The organism is Streptosporangium amethystogenes, from assembly GCF_000721075.1.
GTDB lineage: Bacteria > Actinomycetota > Actinomycetes > Streptosporangiales > Streptosporangiaceae > Streptosporangium > Streptosporangium amethystogenes.
The window spans coordinates 162,372-181,122 of sequence record NZ_JOEQ01000010.1; the positions used below are offsets into that span (position 1 = coordinate 162,372).

Sequence of the window (18,751 nt, forward strand, 5' to 3'; positions counted from 1 at the left end):
CCAGCCGCCCTGGAGTTGCGCATCATGACACAGCGTTACACGGTCCCGGACGTCAGCGTGATCGTCATCACCTACAACGACGCGCCCCGGTTACCCCGGGCGGTACGCTCCGTACTCGACCAGACGCTCAAGAACCTCGAAGTGATCGTCGTGGACGACTGCTCGGGCGACGACACCCCCGCGGTGGCCAAGGCGCTCGCCGAGGAGGACGGCCGGGTCCGCTACCTGCGGCTGCCCGCCAACAGCGGCGGTTGCGGCGCCCCCCGCAACGCGGGCATGGACGCCGCCCGCGCGCCCTTCCTGATGTTCCTCGACAGTGACGACGAGTTGCCCAGGCACGCCTGCAAGAGCCTGCTGCTGGAGGCGGAGGCGACCGGCGCCGACTTCGTCATGGGCACCGTGGAGCGCGTCGACGAGGCCAGTGGCGCCGTCACCCTCTGGTACCCCCGGCTGTTCGCGGAGCGCCGGCTCGTGGACGACATCCGCGCCGAACCCGAACTCCTCTTCAACTGCCTGGCCACCAACAAGCTGTACCGGCGGACCTTCCTGGACGGCATCGGCATCCGGTTCCACGAGGACATCCACCACGAGGACATCGTCTGGTCGACGGAGCTGTTCTGCCGCAGCAAGCTGTTCGCCGTCGTCCCGTGGCCCGTCTACCGCTGGCTGCTCGCCGCCACGCCCGCGACCAGGTCGATCTCGTCGCGGCGGCACGAGCTGGAGAACGTGCGCCAGCGCGTCACGGCCGCCGTGCTGAGCGACCGCGTGCTGGCCGCCACCCACTCCCTCGATCTCAAACAGGACAAGGACTTCCGCTTCCTCTCCCACGACCTCCGCCTCTACCTGGGCGACCTGCCTCAGCGTGACCCGGCGTGGATCACCGAGTTCGCCGACCTCGTCATCCCGTACGTGGACACCCTCGAACCCGCGGCGATCAGACGGCTGAGCAGGGCCGAGCGGGTCTGCCTCCAGCTTGTCCGCGAGCGGCGCGGCGCCGAGGCGGCGCTCGCCGCCGTCGAGCTGGGGGCCAGGCACTCGGTGCCGCCCCGGGCGGTCACCGCGGAAGGCGGGCGGGTGTTCTGGGGGGCGACGCTCCCGCTGAACGAGCAGGGCAGGAGCGAGCTGGACGTCACCGAGCTGCACCTGGCGGAGCAACCGCTGGCCGGCGCGCTGCTCCGGCACGAGCTCGTCGACCTGAAGGCGTCGAGGGACGAGGTCCGGTTGCGCCTGCGGACCTACGACCCCGGCCGGGTGCTCGACGGCCGCTCGCTGACCGCCCGGCTGCACATCGGCGGCAGGAAGAAGACGATCGCCTCGATCCCCTTCGAACCGGCACCCGTCGTGACCGAGCCACCCCAGGGAACGCGGGAGCGACGGGGGCTGGAAGGACAGTGGGACCCGGAGGAGGCGGAGGGCACCCAGATCCCCGAGGGGACGGGCATCCTGGAGGCGACGGTGTCGATCTCCCTGCCCGAGCTGGACTGGCCGGACAACGCCGTCAGGCCGCAGGCGGTCACGATCTCGCTCCACGAGGGTGAGCGCCGCAACACCAGGCCCCTGCTGGCGCCCCCCAACCTGTCGTTCACCTCCGTGGGCACGGTGGGCACGGGCCGCCTGGTCCTGGAGGCATCCGCCGACATCCCGTTCCGGCTCATGGCTCGCAGGCTCGGCCACGTGCCCGCGCGACGCCTGCCGAGCATGGCGGAGCTCTGCCGACACCTGCTGTCCGACCTGGCCACCCCCCGCAACCTGGGTCGCTTCTACCGGCTGGTCAGCGCGACGGTGCCGGTCAACCGCCGCCTGGTGCTCTTCGAGTCCGCCGAGGGGAACGCCTACACCGGCAACCCGCGCTACATCTACGAGGAGTTGCAGCGGCGCGCGGGCGGTCTGCGCGCGGTCTGGTCCCACGCGGGCGTCCCCGAGCGCTTCCCCGAGGACGTCGACCTCGTCCGGCGCGACACCTTCCGCTACGCCTGGACCCTGGCACGCGCCGGCTACTGGGTGGACAGCCACAACCTCCCCTACTGCTACCGCAAGCGCAAGGGCACCCGCTACCTGCAGACCTGGCACGGCCAGGTGTTCAAGAAGATGGGGCTGGACGAGCCCCGCCACCGGACGCAGCCCGCCCTGGCCAGGAAGTACGCCGAGGCGGTGGCGCGCTGGGACATGCTGCTCACCCCGGGCCGCGACTTCCGCCGGGACTTCGCCGAGGCCAGCGGCTTCAAGGGCGAGCTGCTGCACGCCGGCTACCCGCGTACCGACGTGCTGGTGCGGCACGCCGAACCGGCGCAGCGCGAGCGGGCGCGGCAGGTCAGGGAGTTCTTCGAGATCCCGGCCGGAAAACGGGTGGCCCTCTACGCGCCCACGTACCGCGACAACGGGCGTTTCAGCGGCGAGTCACTCCGGATCGACCTGCCGGCCCTCGCCGCCACGCTCCGCCCGGACTGGGTGATCCTGGTCCATGCCCATTTCTACGACCGCTTCACGGTGCCCGACCCACTCGGCTGGCTGGCCCGGGACGCCTCGGCGTATCCCGAGGTCAACGACCTGATGCTGGCCTCCGACGCGCTGGTGACGGACTACTCCTCGATCATGTTCGACTACGCCTGCCTCGGCCGGCCGATCCTCTACTACGTCGACGACCACGAACGCTACGCCGCCCAGCGGGGGGTCTGCTTCGACCTGGCCGAGGTCGCCCCCGGGCCGCTGCTGCGCGACCCGGGTGAGCTCGCCGCCGCGCTGGCGGAGCTCGATGAGATCACCGAGCGGTACGGGCGGCGCTACGCGGAGTTCCGCGACCGCTGGTGCGGCCTCGACGACGGGCAGGCGAGCGGCAAGGTCGTGGACGCCTTCTTCCCGGAGGTCGTGCGATGAGAGCGCGAAACGTCATCTTCCTCAGCACCGACGGCGACTCGATGGGCGGGTCCCAGCGGGTCATCCACACCCTGGCCCAGGGTCTCGCCACCCGCGGGCACCGGGTGACCCTGGTCAGCATCAACCCCTCCAGGCAGCCGCAGACCTACTTCGCCGACCCCCTCTACCGGCACGCCACGCTGTACGACACGCCCGCCCCCGAGGCCGCCCCCCGCTCGCTCCCGTGGCGCAGGGCGAAGGCGCGGCGGACCCCGGAGGAGATCGCCACCGCCAGGCAGCGGCTGCTCCGGCTGACGGACCGGATCGACGGCGGCTACCTGGTCATCGCCTCGCCCTGGGCCGCCCACTGGATCGCCGACCTGCCCATGCCGCACATCGCCAAGGTCGGCCAGTACCACCAGTCGTACGCCGAGGCCGTGGACTCCCCGAACCTTCGGTTGATCAAGAAGCACTACGCGCACCTCGACAAGGCGCTCTTCCTCTGCGACGACTACGCCGCGTCCTTCACCAACCACCGGCTCGCCAACTGCGGGACCATGCTGAACCCGGTCAGTGTCTTTCCCGAGCAGGCCGCCGCGCTGCGCAACCCGCGGATCGTCTCGGCGGGACGACTGGTCAGGGTGAAGCGGATCGACCTGCTGATCGACGCCTTCGCCGCCGCGGCCCCCGCCGTCGCCGAACCGTGGGAGCTGCACATCATCGGCGACGGGCCGCTCAGGGCGGCGCTGGAGGCGCAGGCCGCCGGGACCGGCCTCGGCGGCCGGATCGTCTTCCGCGGGCAGGTCGAGAACGTCGAGGCCGAGTATCTCGACGCCTCCATCGTCACCCTGAGCAGCGACTTCGAGGGGTGGGGGCTGGTCCTCGCCGAGGGCGCGGCCTGCGGGCTGCCCGCCGTGGCCTGCGACGCCTCGGCGGGGGTCAGGACGCTGGTCGCGGACGGCGACAACGGCGTACTGGCCGAACCGGGGAACGCGGGGAGCTTCGCCGCCGCCCTGGAGCGCCTCATGTCCGACGCCGAGTTGCGCGGACGGATGGGGGCCAGGGGCAGGGAACGGATGAGGGCCTACCGGCTGCCCCGCGTCCTGGACCGCTGGGAGGCGCTGTTCGACGAGATCGACCGCTGAGGCTCATCGCCGGGGCGGCAGGGGCCGTACCTCCCGCAGCAGGAGCGGCACGAGCAGGACACCGACGAAGATCGGCGCCACCATGAACCGGAAGTCCGGCGCGGTGTTGGTGAGGATCACGCCGAGCTGCTGCCCCGCGACCACGGCCGCCCCCGCGAGCGCCGCTCCGCTCCCGGTCCGCCGCCATGCGAGCACGGCCGCCGCGTAGCCGAGGTAACACCAGAAGGGCGCCCGCCACAGCAGCCACTCAAGCTGCCTGACCGTGCTCGCGTCCAGCGCGGACAGCCCGGCGGCCCGCAGACCGGCGGAGAACGGCCGCTGCCGCATCGCCGAGGCCGCCGGGGTGCCCGCCCAGCCGTCCGGGAGCCGGGGATCGCGCAGCGAGAAGCGGTAGAGCTCGCCGCCGGGCTCGCCCGAGGTCGAACCGACCTGCCAGGCGAGCGCGGCGCGGCAGACCCGGGCGCTCAGCATCACACCGGGCGCGCGGACCAGCAGCCCGCGCCAGAGTTCCAGCACGTCGGAGATCCGCTGCTCGGCCCGCGAGTGGCTGAAGGCGGGGTCGAAGAAGACGCGCGCCATGGTCTGGCAGGTCGCCCCCCGCCGCCAGACGTACAGCGGGGCGATCGTGGCAAGGAGTGTCCGCTGCTCGCGGTCGAAGAGCCGGGGGCGCTCCCCGTACGCCACGGCGAGGTCGCCGAACACCGTCTGGTAGGCGAACGAGCGGGACGGTGGCGCGATGCCCATCGCCGGGTAGCCGGCGCCCAGCAACAGCAGCGGCGTCGCCACCGCCGCCGCCGAGGCCACCGCCGCCAGCGGGCGGCGGGCCGCGGGCAGCAGCGGGAGCAGCAGGATCGCGGCGATCAGCGCGACGAGGAAGCCGTTGTTCCTGAACAGCCCCAGCCCGGCGAGTTCGGCACCGAGCGCGGCCAGCCGTGGATCCCAGGTCCACCCACCCTTGAGCACCCTGTTCCTGAGCGTGTCCCGCGGCCCGGCCGCGCGCCGTACGACGGCGGGCCCGGTCGCGAGCCGCACGGCGGTGCCCGCGGCCAGCACCGCGCACACCGTGAACGGCACGTCCTTCCACATCGTCACCGTGAAGGCGCCGAGCGGCGGTGACAGCACCGCGCATCCCAGCGCCGCGAGCAGCCCACGCCCGCGCACGCCCAGCGACCTGAGCGCGCCCGCGAGGTGGGCCAGTGCGGCGGCCATCGCCGCCGTCTGCGCGAGGGTGACCGGGGACAGGTCGCCGGTCACCCTCAGCGAGAGGCCGAGCAGGGCGTCGTAGGCGACCGACTGGCCGGCCACCCAGGGGCCCGTCGTGACGTGCGCGACGTAGGTGACGGAGTCCGGGCTCATCAACCCGGGGTGGAAGGCGAGCCACCAGCCGAGCAGCACGAGCTGGCCGGTCGCGTAGCAGGCGAGTGTGAACCGCCGGTCGCGGGTGTCGCGAACACCGCCCCGCTCCCCCTCGACCGAGGGCGGCACCGCCGTGGCGATCGTCATGCTCTCCCCAGCGTTTTACGGCAGGGGGCCGTTGCCCATCATCGGGCGGCGGCGGGACGCGTCCACGCCGCTATACACAGTTATGACCTGGGGAGACGGCAAGTTTGCGGTAGGGCGCACGCGGTGCCGCGATCACCGGAGCAGATGGGCTTTCACAGGACATCGTGACGCTTCAGCCCCAACAGCCATCAGGCATCTCGATAGGATGCCCACTCGACCGACGTCGATTTGACCCGGAGATCCCCTCATGAAGTCTCCTGTCCGAATGTTGCTGGCCACCTCCTGTGCGCTGGCCATGATCGCTACCCCGACCGCCGCGTGGAGTGCGGAACAGCCCAAAACGACGGCCAGGGCGGCGAGCAAGGCCAAGCCCGCCCCCAAGCCCGTGCCGGTGGACTGCGCGAAGGTCAAGTGCATCGCGCTGACCTTCGACGACGGCCCCGGCAAGTACGCCGACAAGTTGCTCGACACCTTCAAGAAGTACAACTCCAAGGCGACGTTCTTCCTTGAGGGTCAGTACGTGAAGTCCCGCCCCGCGTTCGCCAAGCGGATGGTCGCCGAGGGCCACGACATCGGCAACCACAGCTACAGCCACCCGCACCTGCGGGAGCTGTCCGAGGACAGGATCCGCGAGGAACTGACCAAGACCCAGGACATCGTCAAGAAGTCCACCGGGAAGTACCCGACGACGATCCGGCCGCCCTACGGCGAGTTCGACCAGCGGGTCGCGGCGATCGCCACCGAGATGGGCATGCCGATCGTCCTGTGGAACGGCGGCTCCCGCGACTGGGCGACCAAGAACGAGAAGGCCATCTACGACGAGGTGCTCAAGAACGCCAAGCGTGACGGGGTCATCCTCATGCACGACTGGGTCGAGCAGACGGTCAAGGTGATGCCGAAGCTGCTGACCGCGCTGCAGAAGCAGGGCTACCACGTGGTGGCGGTCTCCTCGCTGCGCGGCGCCAAGGCCACGAAGGCCGGAGAGGTCTACCCCGTCGGCTCCGAGAAGGACGAGGACCTGACCTCCGAGTCGCCCACCGGCGACCCGGGCGACTTCGCGGAGTCACCCGAGGACGACAGCTGAGCCGCCTCACCCGAGGACGCCCTCCTGGCCATCTCAGCTGAGGGCGTCCTCTCGGCGATCTCGTCCGCGGACCGCCGCCGAGCCAGCCGCCTGCCCAACCGCTGCATGGGAAGCTCCACGTAGCGGTGGGTGAGCAGGCTCAGGCCGAGCACCACCAGCACGAACGCCGCGGACAGGGAGAGCTGCAGCACCGGCCCGGCCTCTCGCACGTCCCCGACAACGGCGTGCGCGATCCGCAGCAGCGGGTGATGCAGCAGGTAGACCGAGTAGCTGACCAGCCCCAGCCAGACGAGGAACCTGGGCAGCCGGCGCTCGCGCAGGGCCATCGCGCCCGCGAACGACCCCCCGGCCAGCGCCATGGTGACGAACCACGGTCCCGGCTGCACCCACCACCAGCCGGCCTGCTCCGACCAGACCGGGGCCAGCGCCACGAGCACCGTCGCGACCGCCACCGGCCAGAGGGGACCCTCTCCGTGCTCCCAGCGGCGGATCGCGGTTCCGGCGAACATCACCGCGAGAATCGCCGCCCCCAGCCACGGCACGAAACCGGAGAAGATCAGCAGCACCACGGCCATCGCGCCGAGGACATATGCGGCGATCTTCGTGAACCGCCCGCCGATCAGGCAGGCCAGACCCACGAAGAACAGCACGCCGGACACGTACGCGGGCCCGAAGCCCTTCATCGGCGGCGCCGTCAGCACCAGCCCGGCCACGACCGCGACCGCCCCGAACCCGATGGCGAAGGCACCGCTCGCACGGTGCACCCCGCCGACGAACAGCGCGGTGACGATCAGATAGAAGACCATCTCGTACGAGAGCGTCCACATGGTGTCGGCCAGGCCGCCCAGGTGCACCACGTCCAGCAACATCGTGGCGTGCGCGGACACCGAGGCCAGGTCCCTGGGCACCTGCTCACGGACGGGCATCCAGATCGCCATGACCAGGACGCCTACCGCGACCAGCAGGTAGATCGGGTAGAGCCGGAACACACGGCTGACCCAGAAGGCCCGCACATCACCGCGCCGCTCCAGCGAAACCGGGATGATGTACCCACTGACCAGGAAGAACACCAGGACGCCGTACATCCCGAGGTTGAACCAGTACGGCCGCAGGGCGGGCATGAACCAGGGCAGCATGTGCTCCAGCAACACCGCGACCGCGCCGATCCCACGCAGCGCGTCAAGCCACGCCAGACGGGGAACGGGGGTCCTGGCGGAGCTCGCGCCGATCATTGGGGAGGACACCCGCACCAACCTACCCCTCGGCACTCCGAGAAACCCCGCCATCGGCGGGACCGGCACGCGAAGATCGGCACCGGCCCTGACCTCGATGCTCGCTACCCGGTTCCGCGCCTTCGGAACCGGGGACACCGGGCCGCCGGTCGACCGCGTTCCGGCGAAGCGCCTACTCCCACTCGATGGTGCCCGGGGGCTTGCTGGTCACGTCCAGCACCACCCTGTTGACCTCGCGGACCTCGTTGGTGATGCGGGTGGAGATGCGGGCGAGCACGTCGTAGGGGACGCGGGACCAGTCGGCGGTCATGGCGTCCTCGCTGGAGACCGGGCGCAGCACGACCGGGTGGCCGTAGGTGCGGCCGTCGCCCTGGACGCCCACCGAGCGGACGTCGGCGAGCAGCACGACCGGGCACTGCCAGATCTCCCGGTCGAGCCCGGCGCGGGAGAGCTCCTCGCGGGCGATGGCGTCCGCCTCGCGGAGGATCTCCAGACGCTCGCGGCTGACCGCGCCGACGATGCGGATGCCCAGCCCCGGACCGGGGAACGGCTGACGCCAGACCATGGCGGCGGGCAGGCCCAGTTCCTCGCCGGCCCGGCGGACCTCGTCCTTGAACAGCGCGCGAAGCGGCTCCACCAGCGAGAACTGAAGATCGTCGGGAAGACCTCCGACATTGTGGTGGGACTTGATGTTGGCGGTGCCGGTGCCGCCGCCCGACTCGACCACGTCGGGGTAGAGAGTGCCCTGAACGAGGAAGTCGACGGGGCCGTCGGCGATGATGGCGCGCTGCTCGTCCTCGAAGACCCTGATGAACTCGCGGCCGATGATCTTGCGCTTCTCCTCGGGGTCGGTGACCCCCTCGAGCGCCTTCAGGAAGCGCTCCTGGGCGTCGACCACCCGGAGCTTGACCCCGGTGACGGCCACGAAGTCGCGCTCGACCTGCTCGGCCTCACCCTTGCGCAGCAGCCCGTGGTCGACGAAGACACAGGTCAGACGGTCACCGATGGCCCGCTGGACCATGGCGGCGGCCACCGCGGAGTCGACGCCGCCGGAAAGCGCGCAGATGGCGCGGCCCTCGGGGCCGATCTGGGCGCGGATCGCCTCGACCGCGTCCTCGACGATGTTGAGCATCGTCCAGGAGGGGCGGCAGCCCGCGGCGGCCAGGAAGTGCTTCAGCACCGTCTGGCCGTGTTCGGAGTGCAGGACCTCGGGGTGGAACTGGACGCCGTACAGGCCCAGAGGGGGGTTCTCGAAGGCGGCGACGGGCGTCTCGGCGGTCGTGGCGGTGACCGTGAAGCCCTCGGGAGCGGCGGAGACGCTGTCCCCGTGGGACATCCAGACCGACTGCTTCGCGGGCAGCCCCGCGAAGAGCACGCCCTGCTCGCTCACCTCCAGGTGGGTGCCGCCGTACTCGGCGGTGCCGGTCCTGGCCACCTCCCCGCCCAGCTCCTGGGCCATGACCTGGAAGCCGTAGCAGATGCCGAAGGTCGGCACGCCGGTGTCGAACAGGCCCTTGGGGGCGGCCGGAGCGCCCTCGGCATACACCGACGAGGGGCCGCCGGACAGGATGATGGCCTTGGGCTTCTTGGCCATCATCTCCTCCACCGGCATCGTCGACGGGACGATCTCGGAGTAGACGTGGCATTCACGTACCCTTCGCGCGATCAGCTGCGCGTACTGCGCGCCGAAATCGACGACCAGGACCGTGTCGAACTCAGACACCAAGACCCCCAAAAGGAACAGAGCGGTGCTGCCAGTCTATCGGTGCCCGTCAGCACGCTACTCGTAGATGGGAAACGGGGGCAGCGCCCCCGCGAGCAGGGCCTCGGTCTGCTCGCGCAGGCCCGCCGCGTAGCCGGGATGGGTGAAGACCAGGAAACGCTCCTCACGGATGGCCGCCACCGCGGCGAGCGCCACCTGCTCGGGGTCGATGCCCCGTTCCACCAGGCCGTCGATGATCCCGGCGGAGGCCACCTCGTCCTCGGTGGGCCCGGCGACCAGGAGATTCTCCGGCCTGACCCGTTCCGAGCGGTTGATACCGGTCCGTACCCCACCCGGGCAGAGCGCGGTCACCCGGAGCTTGTGGCCGGCCATCGCGAGATCCTGGGCGAGGGACTGCGAGGCGGCGAACGCGGCGTACTTCGAGACCGAGTAGGCGCCGGAGAACGGCGCGGCGAACAGCCCCGAGACCGAGACGGTATTGAGGATGTGCCCCTCGGTGTCCTGGGCGATCATACGGGGGACGAAGGCCCGGATGCCGTGGAGCACACCCCAGAGGTTCACCCCGAGCAGCCAGGCGAAGTCCTCGGGCTCCCTGGTCCACATCTGGCCGCCCTGGAAGACCCCCGCGTTGTTGCACAGCACGTGGACCGCGCCCAGCTCGCCGAAGGTCCGGTCGGCGAGGTGCTGCACGGCCGTCCGGTCGGAGACGTCGGTGATCTCGGTGAGCACCTTGACCCCCTCCACCAGCGAGGCGGTCTCCGCGAGAGGGCCCGGGTCGATGTCGGCGAGCATGAGGGCCATCCCCTCCGCCGCCAGGCCCAGTGCGAGCGCCCGGCCGATCCCGCTGCCCGCCCCCGTGACGACCGCGATCTTGCCTGACAGTTCACGCATGGCGTTTCCTCCAGCCTGACGGTTCCCGCATCGTGTTACCACTGAACTGACGGTTCACACATCGCGCCGTCTCCGGCCGCACCATACCTAGCGGCCGCTTGGCCACAAAGCTAACCTGTGGCTCACCATCAGTCGAGGAGGCAGGCCATGACAGGTACCGGAGTCGTCGTCACCGGCGGAGCGTCAGGGATCGGCAGGGCCTGCGCGCTGGCGCTCGCCGAGGCCGGGCGCCCGGTCGCGATCTGGGATCTCGACGAGACGGGCGCCAAGGAGACCGCCTCCTTCGTCGCCATGAACGGCGCCCCGGCGATCGCCGTCACCGTCGACGTCACCGACGCCTCGTCCTTTCCCGCCGCGGTCGCCACCAGCCGCGACGCCCTGGGGGCCATCGGCGGCCTCGTGCACGCGGCCGGGATCGCGGCGCCCCTGAGCGTCGGCGAGCTGACCGAGGCGGCCTGGGACGCGGTGCTCAACGTCAACCTGCGCGCCCACGCCCTGCTGGTCAAGGCCCTGCTTCCGGACCTGCGCAAGCAGGAGGGCTCCGCGGTCGTCGGCATCTCCTCGGTCGAGGGCCTGGTCGGGCAGGCGTTCATCCCGGCCTACTGCTCCTCCAAGGCGGGCATGCTCGGCCTGACCCGCTCGATGGCCCACGAGCTGGCGCCGATCCGGATCAACGCCGTCTGCCCCGGCTACATCGACACCCCCATGCTGGTCAAAGCCACCGGCGGCGACCAGAGCTTCATGGAGTCCTTCGAACGCAAGTCCCTCTTCCACCGCCTCGGCCGCCCCGGGGAGGTCGCCGCGGCCGTACGGTTCCTGCTGAGCGACGAGGCGTCCTTCATCACCGGCACCCACCTGGTCGTCGACGGCGGCGCCACCGCCGTCGACCGCTGATCCCGCGATCGCCGGATCATACGGAGCGATGCCGTTGATCTCCGGTCAGGGCTGCTTTTCGAGCTCTGCCATTCCCTGCCGGAACCGTGCCGCAACTGCGGCCTTGGGGTAGGCGCGTTCCAGCGTGGCACCGAGGTCGTGGCTTCGAGCGACGATCGCGGCGGCGTAACGCGGCGTGGAGATCGCGGACAGGCCGTGGGCGACGGCCTGTTCCGGGTCGCCCAGCCGGGCGCAGGCGACCCCGAGGTCCAAGGCGGTGATCGCTCGTCTGGTCGGAGACACCTGCGGGGCCCGCTCGTACACCTCCATCGCCTGTCCGGCGAAGTCACGGGCCTGCCCGTCACGACCGAGCCACAGGCTGGAGGTCGCAGCGACCGACCAGACCCGTACAGCATCGGCGCTGAACAGCCCGGTCGCATGCGGTGCATGCCACTCGGCTTGATCGCGGAGCGCCTCCAGCGCGTCGGAGGCCGGAGCCTCGTGGCCGAGCCGGGCATGGGTCCGAGCCAGTTGCCCGGTCAGGCGCGTCTGCGCGGCACTTCCCGCCGAGGCCCGGCCCGCTCCCAACTGGGCGGCGCGGAGCGCTGCGTGCGGCTGATCGTCGTACAGCCAGGTCGTCGCCTCCACATCCCATGCCCACGCCGCCGTCTCATCGTGATCGGCTTCCCCCGCGTGATGACGGGCATCGGCCGCGTACGCGAGCGCGACCCGTACGTTTCCTCGGTCATGAGCGGTCCATGCGAGGACCAACGACAGCCAGGCCGCGGCGACGTACAACTCACGGCGCTGTCTAAGCGTCATACGCAGCTGAAGCAGTTCTGCGACGTGACGGCGGTCCCCGAGCGCGGCCTGCCACAGCTCGGCCGCACTGTATCGGGAGTAATACCGTCCATAGTCTTCGATGACCTGTTGGAGATGTTCCAGGCTGCTCGGCCCGAGATCGGTCTGTTCGCTGCGGCGGGTCAGCTCGCGGGCTTCGCTCTCGGCGTTCGTGATCAGCATGTCGGGGACGACGAGAGCCGCAGCCCCCAGACGCAGGGCGTCACGGCGGTTCGTAAGATCACCTCCCGGCGGGTGTGGCGTGTAGTCGATGCCGAATCCAAGCTGGACCGGCCCGGTTTCGAAAAGTCTGCCGAGCCGGTCCTGGTAATCATCGTCCGGACGGTTCCCGTTCTCCCAACGGCGCCAAGCCCGCTCGTCCACTCCACGCGGGACTTGAGCGACCGCGATGAGCTGAGCAACCGCCTCAGAGACAGTCCAACCCCGGGCGAGCCGGGCGCTTTTAAGGTGACCGTGACCGCAACAGGCGCGGATCTCTTGTGCGAGATCATGCAGGACCTGCGAAGGAAGCCGATCACCGTATATGGCCAGTGCACGGGCACGGATCGCACTAGCGCATCGCCTGTCGTGAGATGTCGGCACTTACTCTCTCCACAAGAAGGCACAGAAGCAGCTGACAGGGCAGTCACGCCCCACCCTTCCCCGATCGGCCGCATCCGACAAGGGGGCATGTGACGCCCTCACTCCGGACCGTATGTGCCCGAGTACAGGGCGTCAATCGCCACTGGCGATGGCGGGCGGCCGCAAAGGACAGTCATGACTCCGCCTCGTTTCACGGGGAGGCGGGCTCATTCAGCGCCACCCTCGCCGGGTGAATGCTTCGGAGGCAGACGTGATCGCACCGCCAGCTCGTACTCACTATCCCAACCCAGAAACGATCTTCACAACCACCGCCGACGCTTACGTTCGGTATCGACCGGAACACCCTGGTGTGCTCATCGACTACATCGCCGAAACCGCTCGTGCCGCCGCCGACGACGTACCCGTCCTGGACCTGGGGAGCGGGCCCGGTGTGATCGCCGTACGTCTCGCTGAGCTTGGTCTTCCAGTGATCGCAGTTGAACCCAGCGGAGAGATGCTGACAGTCGGCCGTCAGCGTGCCATCGAGCGTGGCATCGAAAACATCGACTGGCGGCAAGGCGACTCGTCCACTGTGTCAGCTCTTCCGCCTGTCCGAGGCACGGTGATCGGCGATGCCTTTCACTACATGCACCGAGATCAGGTTCTAGCGGACCTGCATGGGATCACCACGTCCGGGGGGTTCGTCGCCATAGTGGTCAGCCACGCGCTCGGTACACCAAAGGCATGGTGGGAACCGATTCTCGACCGCATCCGCGATCGGTTTCTCGGCACCCACCGCGCCGCAGGACCGGACGCCCCCTTCCAGTACCTCACCGAAGACCACGAGACGGTGCTGCGTCGGTCGGACTTCCCTCGTATACGAGTCCTACGCACCGATTACCGCCTGGACCTCACCACCGACAAGCTGATCGGCTTGCAGTACACCTACGCCTTCTCCTCAAGGGCGGTGCTCGGCGGCCTCCGAGAGGAATACGAACAAGCGCTACGGGATGCACTGACCGCTGTGGAACCGTCTGGAGGATTCACGGCGACTCTGCAGACCGCCGTGATCATCGGTGAGCGTCCGTGAGAGACCAGGCATCAGCTCCGACCAAGCCGGTGCATTGCCCAGTCGGCATCCTGCCACCTGGATATGTCGAGGGCGCTTCGAGCGTCGATCATGATCTGCCGGCTCACAACCTTGGCGACGGCTTCCGGATCGAGGTCCCGAAACTCTGGCCAGGCGGTCATGGTAACCAGGACGTCAGCTCCGGCAGCGGCTGTCAGGGCATCTCCGGCATAGCCAAGTTCCGGATGAACAAGGCGAGCGTTTTCCATCGCCATCGGGTCGTAGACCGTGACCGTCGCTCCAAGCGAGTGGAGACGCGCCGCGACGTCCAGTGCCGGGGAATCCCGCACATCGTCAGTGCCGAACTTGAACGCCGCCCCCCACACGCCAACATGTCGACCGGCCATGTCACCACCGCAGGCTTTCCGCGCCATCTCAACCACTCGCTCGCGGCGGCCGGTATTGATCCGATCCACCGAAGTCAACAAGTCCACAGCACCGTCCACACCGAGTTCGCGAGCTCTGGCGGCGAATGCGCGAGTGTCCTTGGGCAGGCAGCCGCCGCCGTAGCCGATACCGGCGTCCAGGAACGCCCGGCCGATGCGTGGGTCCAGGCCGATGGCGTCGGCGAGCTGGGTGACGTCGGCACCGGATGCCTCGCAGATGTCAGCCATCGCGTTGATGAAGGAGATCTTCATCGACAGGAAGGCGTTCGCCGCGCCCTTCACCAGCTCACAGGTGGCCGGGTCGGTGATGACAAGTGGCACCCCAGCGTCGGTGATCGGTTTGTACGCTTTCCGGATCTTCTCCTCGACCTCGGCGGAGGTCACGCCGACAACGATGCGGTCCGGGCGCAACGTGTCCTGCACGGCGTGGCCCTCCCGCAGAAATTCGGGGTTCCAGGCGACGGCCACGCCTTCCCCTGCCGGAGCAAGTTCTCTTACCAGTTCCTGGGTCGCCTCCGTCGTGCCAACAGAGACCGTGGACTTACCCACGATGATGCAAGGCTGGTGCAGGTGCGGCGCGAGCGAACGTATCGCAGCGAAGACCTGCGACAGATCGTAGTCGTCACGGTCGGCCATGCCGGGAGTGGCGACCCCGAGGAAGTGCATCTCACCAAACTCACCTGCCTCGGCGAAGTCCGTGGTGAACCGCAGTCGTCCGGAGGCGATGTGGCGGGCGAGCATCACGTCCAACCCCGGCTCGTGGAACCAGGCTCTACCTGAACTCAGCGTTTCGATCTTGGCCGCGTCGATGTCGACGCCGACCACTTCATGGCCGATCTCCGCCATCGAGGCCGCGTGTGTCACGCCTAGATGGCCACACCCGATCACCGTCATTCGCACGTGTTCATCGTCCCTCTCTGCAAGGAAGTGAAGCATGAAGATCAACATCATCGGCTGCGGGCGCCTCGGCCTCCCCTACGCGGTCGGGATGGCCCGCATGGGGCACCAGATTCTCGGCCTGGACGCCGACCCGAAGACCATGCGCATACTCAGTGCAGGCCGTACGCCCTTCGACGAACCAGGTCTGGCTGAGGCTATAGCCTCGCACGGTAGCCCCGGAAAGCTTCGCTTCACCGACTCCTACGACGACGCCACAGCCTTCGCGGATCTGCACATCCTGTGCGTCGGTACGCCACAGCAGATCGGAGCACTCGCCGCCGATCTGGGTGATCTCGAGAGAGCCGTGATCGATCTTGCGTCACGACTGCGCCGTGACGCAGTGATCGTGGTGAAATCCTCGGTGCCCGTCGGCACTACGAGGCACCTGGCCGAACTCGCACGCTCCATGGCTCCGGCGCATGTACGGGTGACGGTCGCCTGCTCTCCGGACTTTCTCCGGGAATCCACCTCCTTAGCTGACGTGGCTCGCCCCTCACGCATTGTGCTCGGCATCGCCTCCGGCGACGAGCACGCCGAACAGTTGCTACGCCGAGTTCGGAAGGCACAACTCGATGCCGGCGCGCTGATGGTCGTGACCGACCTGACGACCGCAGAGATGTGCAAGACCGCGGCGAACGCCTTCCTCGCTACGAAGATCTCCTTCATCAACGCCGTCGCCTCGCTGTGCGAGGCGACGGGAACCGATGTGTCCTCCCTTGCTCACACACTGGCGCTGGACCCCCGTATCGGCGACGCATACCTGGACGCCGGTGTCGGCTACGGCGGCAGTTGCCTGCCCAAGGACGTACGGAGTCTCATCGCCCAAGGGCGCACGCACGGTGTCGGCGCGGATCTGGAACTGCTGGTTCAGGTCGACAGGGTCAACCAGCGCCGCCAGCTTCATACCGTGGATCTGGCCCGGCACGCCTGCGGTGGTGACCTGACCAACCGCCGCGTCGGAATATGGGGACTGTCTTTCAAACCTGATGTCGACGACCTACGTGACTCACCCGCGCTGGCCGTGGCCCTGGCGATCCACCATGAGGGCGGCATCGTCACCGCCTACGATCCCGCCGCGATGGATTTCGCCCGGGACCTGCACCCGGAACTGCGATACGCGCTTGCCGCTGGCGGGGCCGTGGAAGGTGCGGAGGTGCTGCTACACCTGACGGCCTGGCCAGAGTTCATCGAGGCCGACCCCGCCAAGCTGGTGAGGTCGGCCGCCGTTCCGATCGTCGTCGATGGCCGAGCGGCCCTCGACCCTGATCTGTGGAGTGATGCCGGGTGGAGCTACCGGGCGTTGGGGCGAGAGTGAAGGGCGTGGTCCAGGAGGCCCAGGGGTGGGGAGCCGAGGTCGAACATGGCGGTGTGGAAGCGTTTGAGGCCGAAGTCGGAGCCCCAGGCGGTTCTGGCCCGGTCGCGGAGGTCGAGGATCTCCAGCTTGCCCCAGGTGTAGCGGCCATAGGTGGGATCGAAGGTGGCCCGTGCCGCCTCGGACAGGGCCGCCGAGCCGGCGATGTGGGTGTCGGCGGCGAAGCGGCGGGCGCCCTCCTCGACGGTCATCGCACCGGAGTGCACACCGATCGCGCAGGCCAGCCGGGTCACCCTGATCAGCGCCTCCAGCCAGACGCCGATCTCGAAGCGCGGGTCCTCGGGCGCGAAGCCCTCCTCGACACAGAGCTCCTCGGCGTAGTGCGCCCAGCCCTCCATGAAGGCCAGCGACATCAGCGTCCGCCGCACGTCGGAGCGGGCGCGGCGGAGCGCGCGGCCGTGCGAGAAGTGCCCGGGGGCGACCTCGTGCACATTGATCGCGGGGAGCGTGGTCTCGCTGAAGACCTCCAGCCACTCCTCGATGTCGCCCTGCGGCCACGAGGGGTCGGGCGGGGTGATGTGGTACCACGAGGGGCCGTCGGGCTCGCCGGGCGCCGAGAAGCTGATCATGGCCATGGCCCACCGGCGCGACTCGGGCGCGATGCCGACCAGGCACTCCCCGTCGTGGTAGGGCACCAGGTCCTTCTCCCTGGTGAAGGCGAGTGCACTCTCGGTGCCGATCCTGGCCGCCTCGATCACGCCCTCGGGGCCGGGGTGCTGCTTGACGAGCTCGCGCGCCACGTCCAGCGGCGGCCGATCCCCGAATCCCAGCGCCGCGCAGGACTCCGTCAGCCGGGCCATCAGCCGGTCGCGCTCGGCGTCGGCGCGCTCGGCGAGCCGCCCCAGGTCGACCGGGAGACCGTCACCCGCGCCCATCAGCCGGGCCAGGCCTGCGGCGCCGAGCGAGGCGTCCGGGTCGCCGGAGTACGCGGCCTTCTCGACGTGCTCCACCAGCCGGGCGTGCGCCCGGAACGCCGCCTCGCGCACGCTCTCCTTCGCGTCGCGGGGCACCCCGGCGGCCAGACCGCGTACCGCTCCGAGCAGCGCGGTCGCGACGGGGGCGCTGAGCAGGTCGAGCGAGGCGACCGCGTTGTCCACCGCCTCCGGCCAGCGGGCGAGGTGGGCCTGCTTGGCGGCGTTCCGCTCGGCCTCGGGGGCGTACTCGCGGTCGTAGGTGGCCAGGTCCAGGTTGCCCAGGTGCTCCATGGGGCTGCGCCGGTGCAGCTCCAGCTCGGCGAACTGCACCCGCTTGGCCTCCTCGAAGATCTGCAGGTGCGCCGCGTCATGGGGATCCCCGGGCAGCGGCCCCTGCCCCAGCGCGGCCAGCCCGGCGCGCACCCCCGCCGGCGAAAGGTCCTGGATCAGGCCGTCGTACTCGTGCCGCCCGGCCATTTCCCGGACACCGGACACAGTGAGGTCGCATACCGCCCGGAGGCGGCCGTCGAGTTCGCTCATGGTCGCGACGCTATATCAGGACCACGTTCGTCGCCCCGGCTCGCCGACGGGCACTTCCCGGCTACGCGCGCAGCGGCCCCGGGCCCGTGTTCCGTACGTGATCCGGCGCCCCTGACCGACCTGCGGGGAACGGTTCTAGGCGGGCAGCCTGGCGACGATGGTCTCCAGGGCGGACCGGGGAGCCCTGCCGAGCAGATTCCGCAGGTCGCCGTCCGTCCCGTTCATGAACCCGTTGGCGATGCTGGAGTAGGTGCTCACCAGCATCGGGACCTGGAAGGGCGCCAGGCCCAGGGTGACGAAGCCCTCCCGGGCCCCGGCGAGGGTGCCGGGCTCGTACGAGACGGCGCTCCCGGTGGCCTCGGTGAGGGCGGGGGCGAGGACTGCGGCATCCGCGAGGTCCTGGACCGGATCGGCGACAAGTGGTCGGTGCTGGTGGTCGTGGAGCTGGCCCAGGGAGTGCGCCGGTTCCGCGAGCTCCAGCGGGCCGTCCCCGGCATCTCGCAGCGGATGCTCACCCTGACCGTACGCCGCCTGGAGCGTGACGGCCTGATCACCAGGACCGTCCACCCCGTCGTCCCGCCGCAGGTCGACTACGAGCTGACCCCCACCGGGCACAGCCTCACCCACCTGGTGAGGGCCCTGGCCGACTGGTCGGCCGAGCACCGCGACGGCATCGCCGAGTCGCGTCGCCGCTGGGACGCCGCCAACCCCGACTCCGGCATTCGCTGAGGCCCGGCCGGGCCGT

General features: G+C 69.7%; 15 protein-coding genes. 7 read left to right on the forward strand and 8 right to left on the reverse strand.

All coding sequences use genetic code 11. From position 1 onward, the window contains the following. Positions 1–24 precede the first annotated feature (24 nt). Positions 25–2,874, forward strand: a complete 2,850-nt coding sequence (locus tag IG98_RS0116700; protein ID WP_030912697.1) for a bifunctional glycosyltransferase/CDP-glycerol:glycerophosphate glycerophosphotransferase — start codon at positions 25–27, stop codon at positions 2,872–2,874. Continuing rightward, on the forward strand, positions 2,871–3,998 hold the full coding sequence (locus IG98_RS0116705) for a glycosyltransferase (RefSeq protein ID WP_030912699.1): 1,128 nt from the start codon (positions 2,871–2,873) through the stop codon (positions 3,996–3,998). The genes IG98_RS0116700 and IG98_RS0116705 overlap by 4 nt, the downstream gene beginning before the upstream one ends. Before the next feature lie 3 nt (positions 3,999–4,001). Here IG98_RS0116705 and IG98_RS0116710 read toward each other — a convergent pair whose 3' ends face one another. Continuing rightward, entirely contained in the window at positions 4,002–5,501 is a 1,500-nt protein-coding gene (locus IG98_RS0116710) for a hypothetical protein (RefSeq protein WP_030912701.1), read from the reverse strand. 247 nt (positions 5,502–5,748) lie between these two features. Here IG98_RS0116710 and IG98_RS0116715 point away from each other — a divergent pair, with 247 nt between their 5' ends. Then, positions 5,749–6,585 (forward strand): polysaccharide deacetylase family protein, encoded by an 837-nt coding sequence (locus IG98_RS0116715; RefSeq protein ID WP_037970543.1) that lies wholly within the window; start codon positions 5,749–5,751, stop codon positions 6,583–6,585. Here IG98_RS0116715 and IG98_RS0116720 read toward each other — a convergent pair. The 3 genes from IG98_RS0116720 to IG98_RS0116730 form a co-directional block, all read right to left on the reverse strand. Beyond that, a complete protein-coding gene (locus IG98_RS0116720; protein ID WP_245651591.1) occupies positions 6,489–7,829 on the reverse strand; it encodes an acyltransferase family protein in 1,341 nt (446 codons plus the stop codon). The two genes, IG98_RS0116715 and IG98_RS0116720, sit on opposite strands and share 97 nt — an antisense overlap. Before the next feature lie 160 nt (positions 7,830–7,989). After that, positions 7,990–9,561: a glutamine-hydrolyzing GMP synthase gene (gene guaA, locus IG98_RS0116725; protein WP_425428052.1), complete on the reverse strand. Its 1,572-nt coding sequence runs from the start codon at positions 9,559–9,561 to the stop codon at positions 7,990–7,992. 36 nt (positions 9,562–9,597) lie between these two features. Next, positions 9,598–10,431: an SDR family NAD(P)-dependent oxidoreductase gene (locus IG98_RS0116730; RefSeq protein WP_051752230.1), complete on the reverse strand. Its 834-nt coding sequence runs from the start codon at positions 10,429–10,431 to the stop codon at positions 9,598–9,600. A 147-nt stretch (positions 10,432–10,578) separates the two neighbouring features. On the opposite strand from IG98_RS0116730, the gene IG98_RS0116735 reads away from it, so the two are divergent. Continuing rightward, positions 10,579–11,325 carry an SDR family NAD(P)-dependent oxidoreductase gene (locus tag IG98_RS0116735; protein ID WP_030912718.1) on the forward strand — a complete coding sequence of 249 codons (747 nt, stop codon included), beginning with the start codon at positions 10,579–10,581 and terminating at the stop codon, positions 11,323–11,325. 45 nt (positions 11,326–11,370) lie between these two features. Here IG98_RS0116735 and IG98_RS50570 read toward each other — a convergent pair whose 3' ends face one another. Beyond that, positions 11,371–12,747 (reverse strand): NsdA family TPR-like regulatory protein, encoded by a 1,377-nt coding sequence (locus IG98_RS50570; protein ID WP_483855312.1) that lies wholly within the window; start codon positions 12,745–12,747, stop codon positions 11,371–11,373. 229 nt (positions 12,748–12,976) lie between these two features. Between IG98_RS50570 and IG98_RS0116750 the strand changes: the two genes are divergently transcribed. After that, a complete protein-coding gene (locus tag IG98_RS0116750; RefSeq protein WP_169750130.1) occupies positions 12,977–13,816 on the forward strand; it encodes a class I SAM-dependent methyltransferase in 840 nt (279 codons plus the stop codon). Between the two features lie 11 nt (positions 13,817–13,827). Here IG98_RS0116750 and IG98_RS0116755 read toward each other — a convergent pair whose 3' ends face one another. Continuing rightward, positions 13,828–15,192 carry a UDP-glucose dehydrogenase family protein gene (locus tag IG98_RS0116755; protein WP_245651592.1) on the reverse strand — a complete coding sequence of 455 codons (1,365 nt, stop codon included), beginning with the start codon at positions 15,190–15,192 and terminating at the stop codon, positions 13,828–13,830. Between IG98_RS0116755 and IG98_RS0116760 the strand changes: the two genes are divergently transcribed. Then, a complete protein-coding gene (locus IG98_RS0116760) occupies positions 15,176–16,495 on the forward strand; it encodes a UDP-glucose dehydrogenase family protein (RefSeq protein WP_030912730.1) in 1,320 nt (439 codons plus the stop codon). The two genes, IG98_RS0116755 and IG98_RS0116760, sit on opposite strands and share 17 nt — an antisense overlap. Here IG98_RS0116760 and IG98_RS0116765 read toward each other — a convergent pair. Together IG98_RS0116765 and IG98_RS54305 are read right to left on the reverse strand one after the other, a co-directional pair. Continuing rightward, positions 16,471–18,006 carry a DUF885 family protein gene (locus IG98_RS0116765; RefSeq protein WP_030912733.1) on the reverse strand — a complete coding sequence of 512 codons (1,536 nt, stop codon included), beginning with the start codon at positions 18,004–18,006 and terminating at the stop codon, positions 16,471–16,473. The two genes, IG98_RS0116760 and IG98_RS0116765, sit on opposite strands and share 25 nt — an antisense overlap. Before the next feature lie 135 nt (positions 18,007–18,141). After that, positions 18,142–18,264, reverse strand: coding sequence for a hypothetical protein (locus tag IG98_RS54305; RefSeq protein WP_281178491.1), 123 nt, complete (start codon positions 18,262–18,264; stop codon positions 18,142–18,144). 150 nt (positions 18,265–18,414) lie between these two features. On the opposite strand from IG98_RS54305, the gene IG98_RS0116770 reads away from it, so the two are divergent. After that, on the forward strand, positions 18,415–18,735 hold the full coding sequence (locus IG98_RS0116770) for a winged helix-turn-helix transcriptional regulator (protein WP_030912941.1): 321 nt from the start codon (positions 18,415–18,417) through the stop codon (positions 18,733–18,735). Positions 18,736–18,751 lie beyond the last annotated feature (16 nt).

Excerpts from the sequence above, each read along its gene's own strand:
- IG98_RS0116700 (WP_030912697.1), top strand. The coding sequence starts at position 25 with ATGACACAGCGTTACACGGTCCCGGACGTCAGCGTGATCGTCATCACC.
- IG98_RS0116705 (WP_030912699.1), top strand. The coding sequence starts at position 2,871 with ATGAGAGCGCGAAACGTCATCTTCCTCAGCACCGACGGCGACTCGATG.
- IG98_RS0116710 (WP_030912701.1), bottom strand. The coding sequence starts at position 5,501 with ATGACGATCGCCACGGCGGTGCCGCCCTCGGTCGAGGGGGAGCGGGGC.
- IG98_RS0116715 (WP_037970543.1), top strand. The coding sequence starts at position 5,749 with ATGAAGTCTCCTGTCCGAATGTTGCTGGCCACCTCCTGTGCGCTGGCC.
- IG98_RS0116730 (WP_051752230.1), bottom strand. The coding sequence starts at position 10,431 with ATGCGTGAACTGTCAGGCAAGATCGCGGTCGTCACGGGGGCGGGCAGC.
- IG98_RS0116735 (WP_030912718.1), top strand. The coding sequence starts at position 10,579 with ATGACAGGTACCGGAGTCGTCGTCACCGGCGGAGCGTCAGGGATCGGC.
- IG98_RS0116760 (WP_030912730.1), top strand. The coding sequence starts at position 15,176 with ATGAAGATCAACATCATCGGCTGCGGGCGCCTCGGCCTCCCCTACGCG.
- IG98_RS0116755 (WP_245651592.1), bottom strand. The coding sequence starts at position 15,192 with ATGATGTTGATCTTCATGCTTCACTTCCTTGCAGAGAGGGACGATGAA.
- IG98_RS0116765 (WP_030912733.1), bottom strand. The coding sequence starts at position 18,006 with ATGAGCGAACTCGACGGCCGCCTCCGGGCGGTATGCGACCTCACTGTG.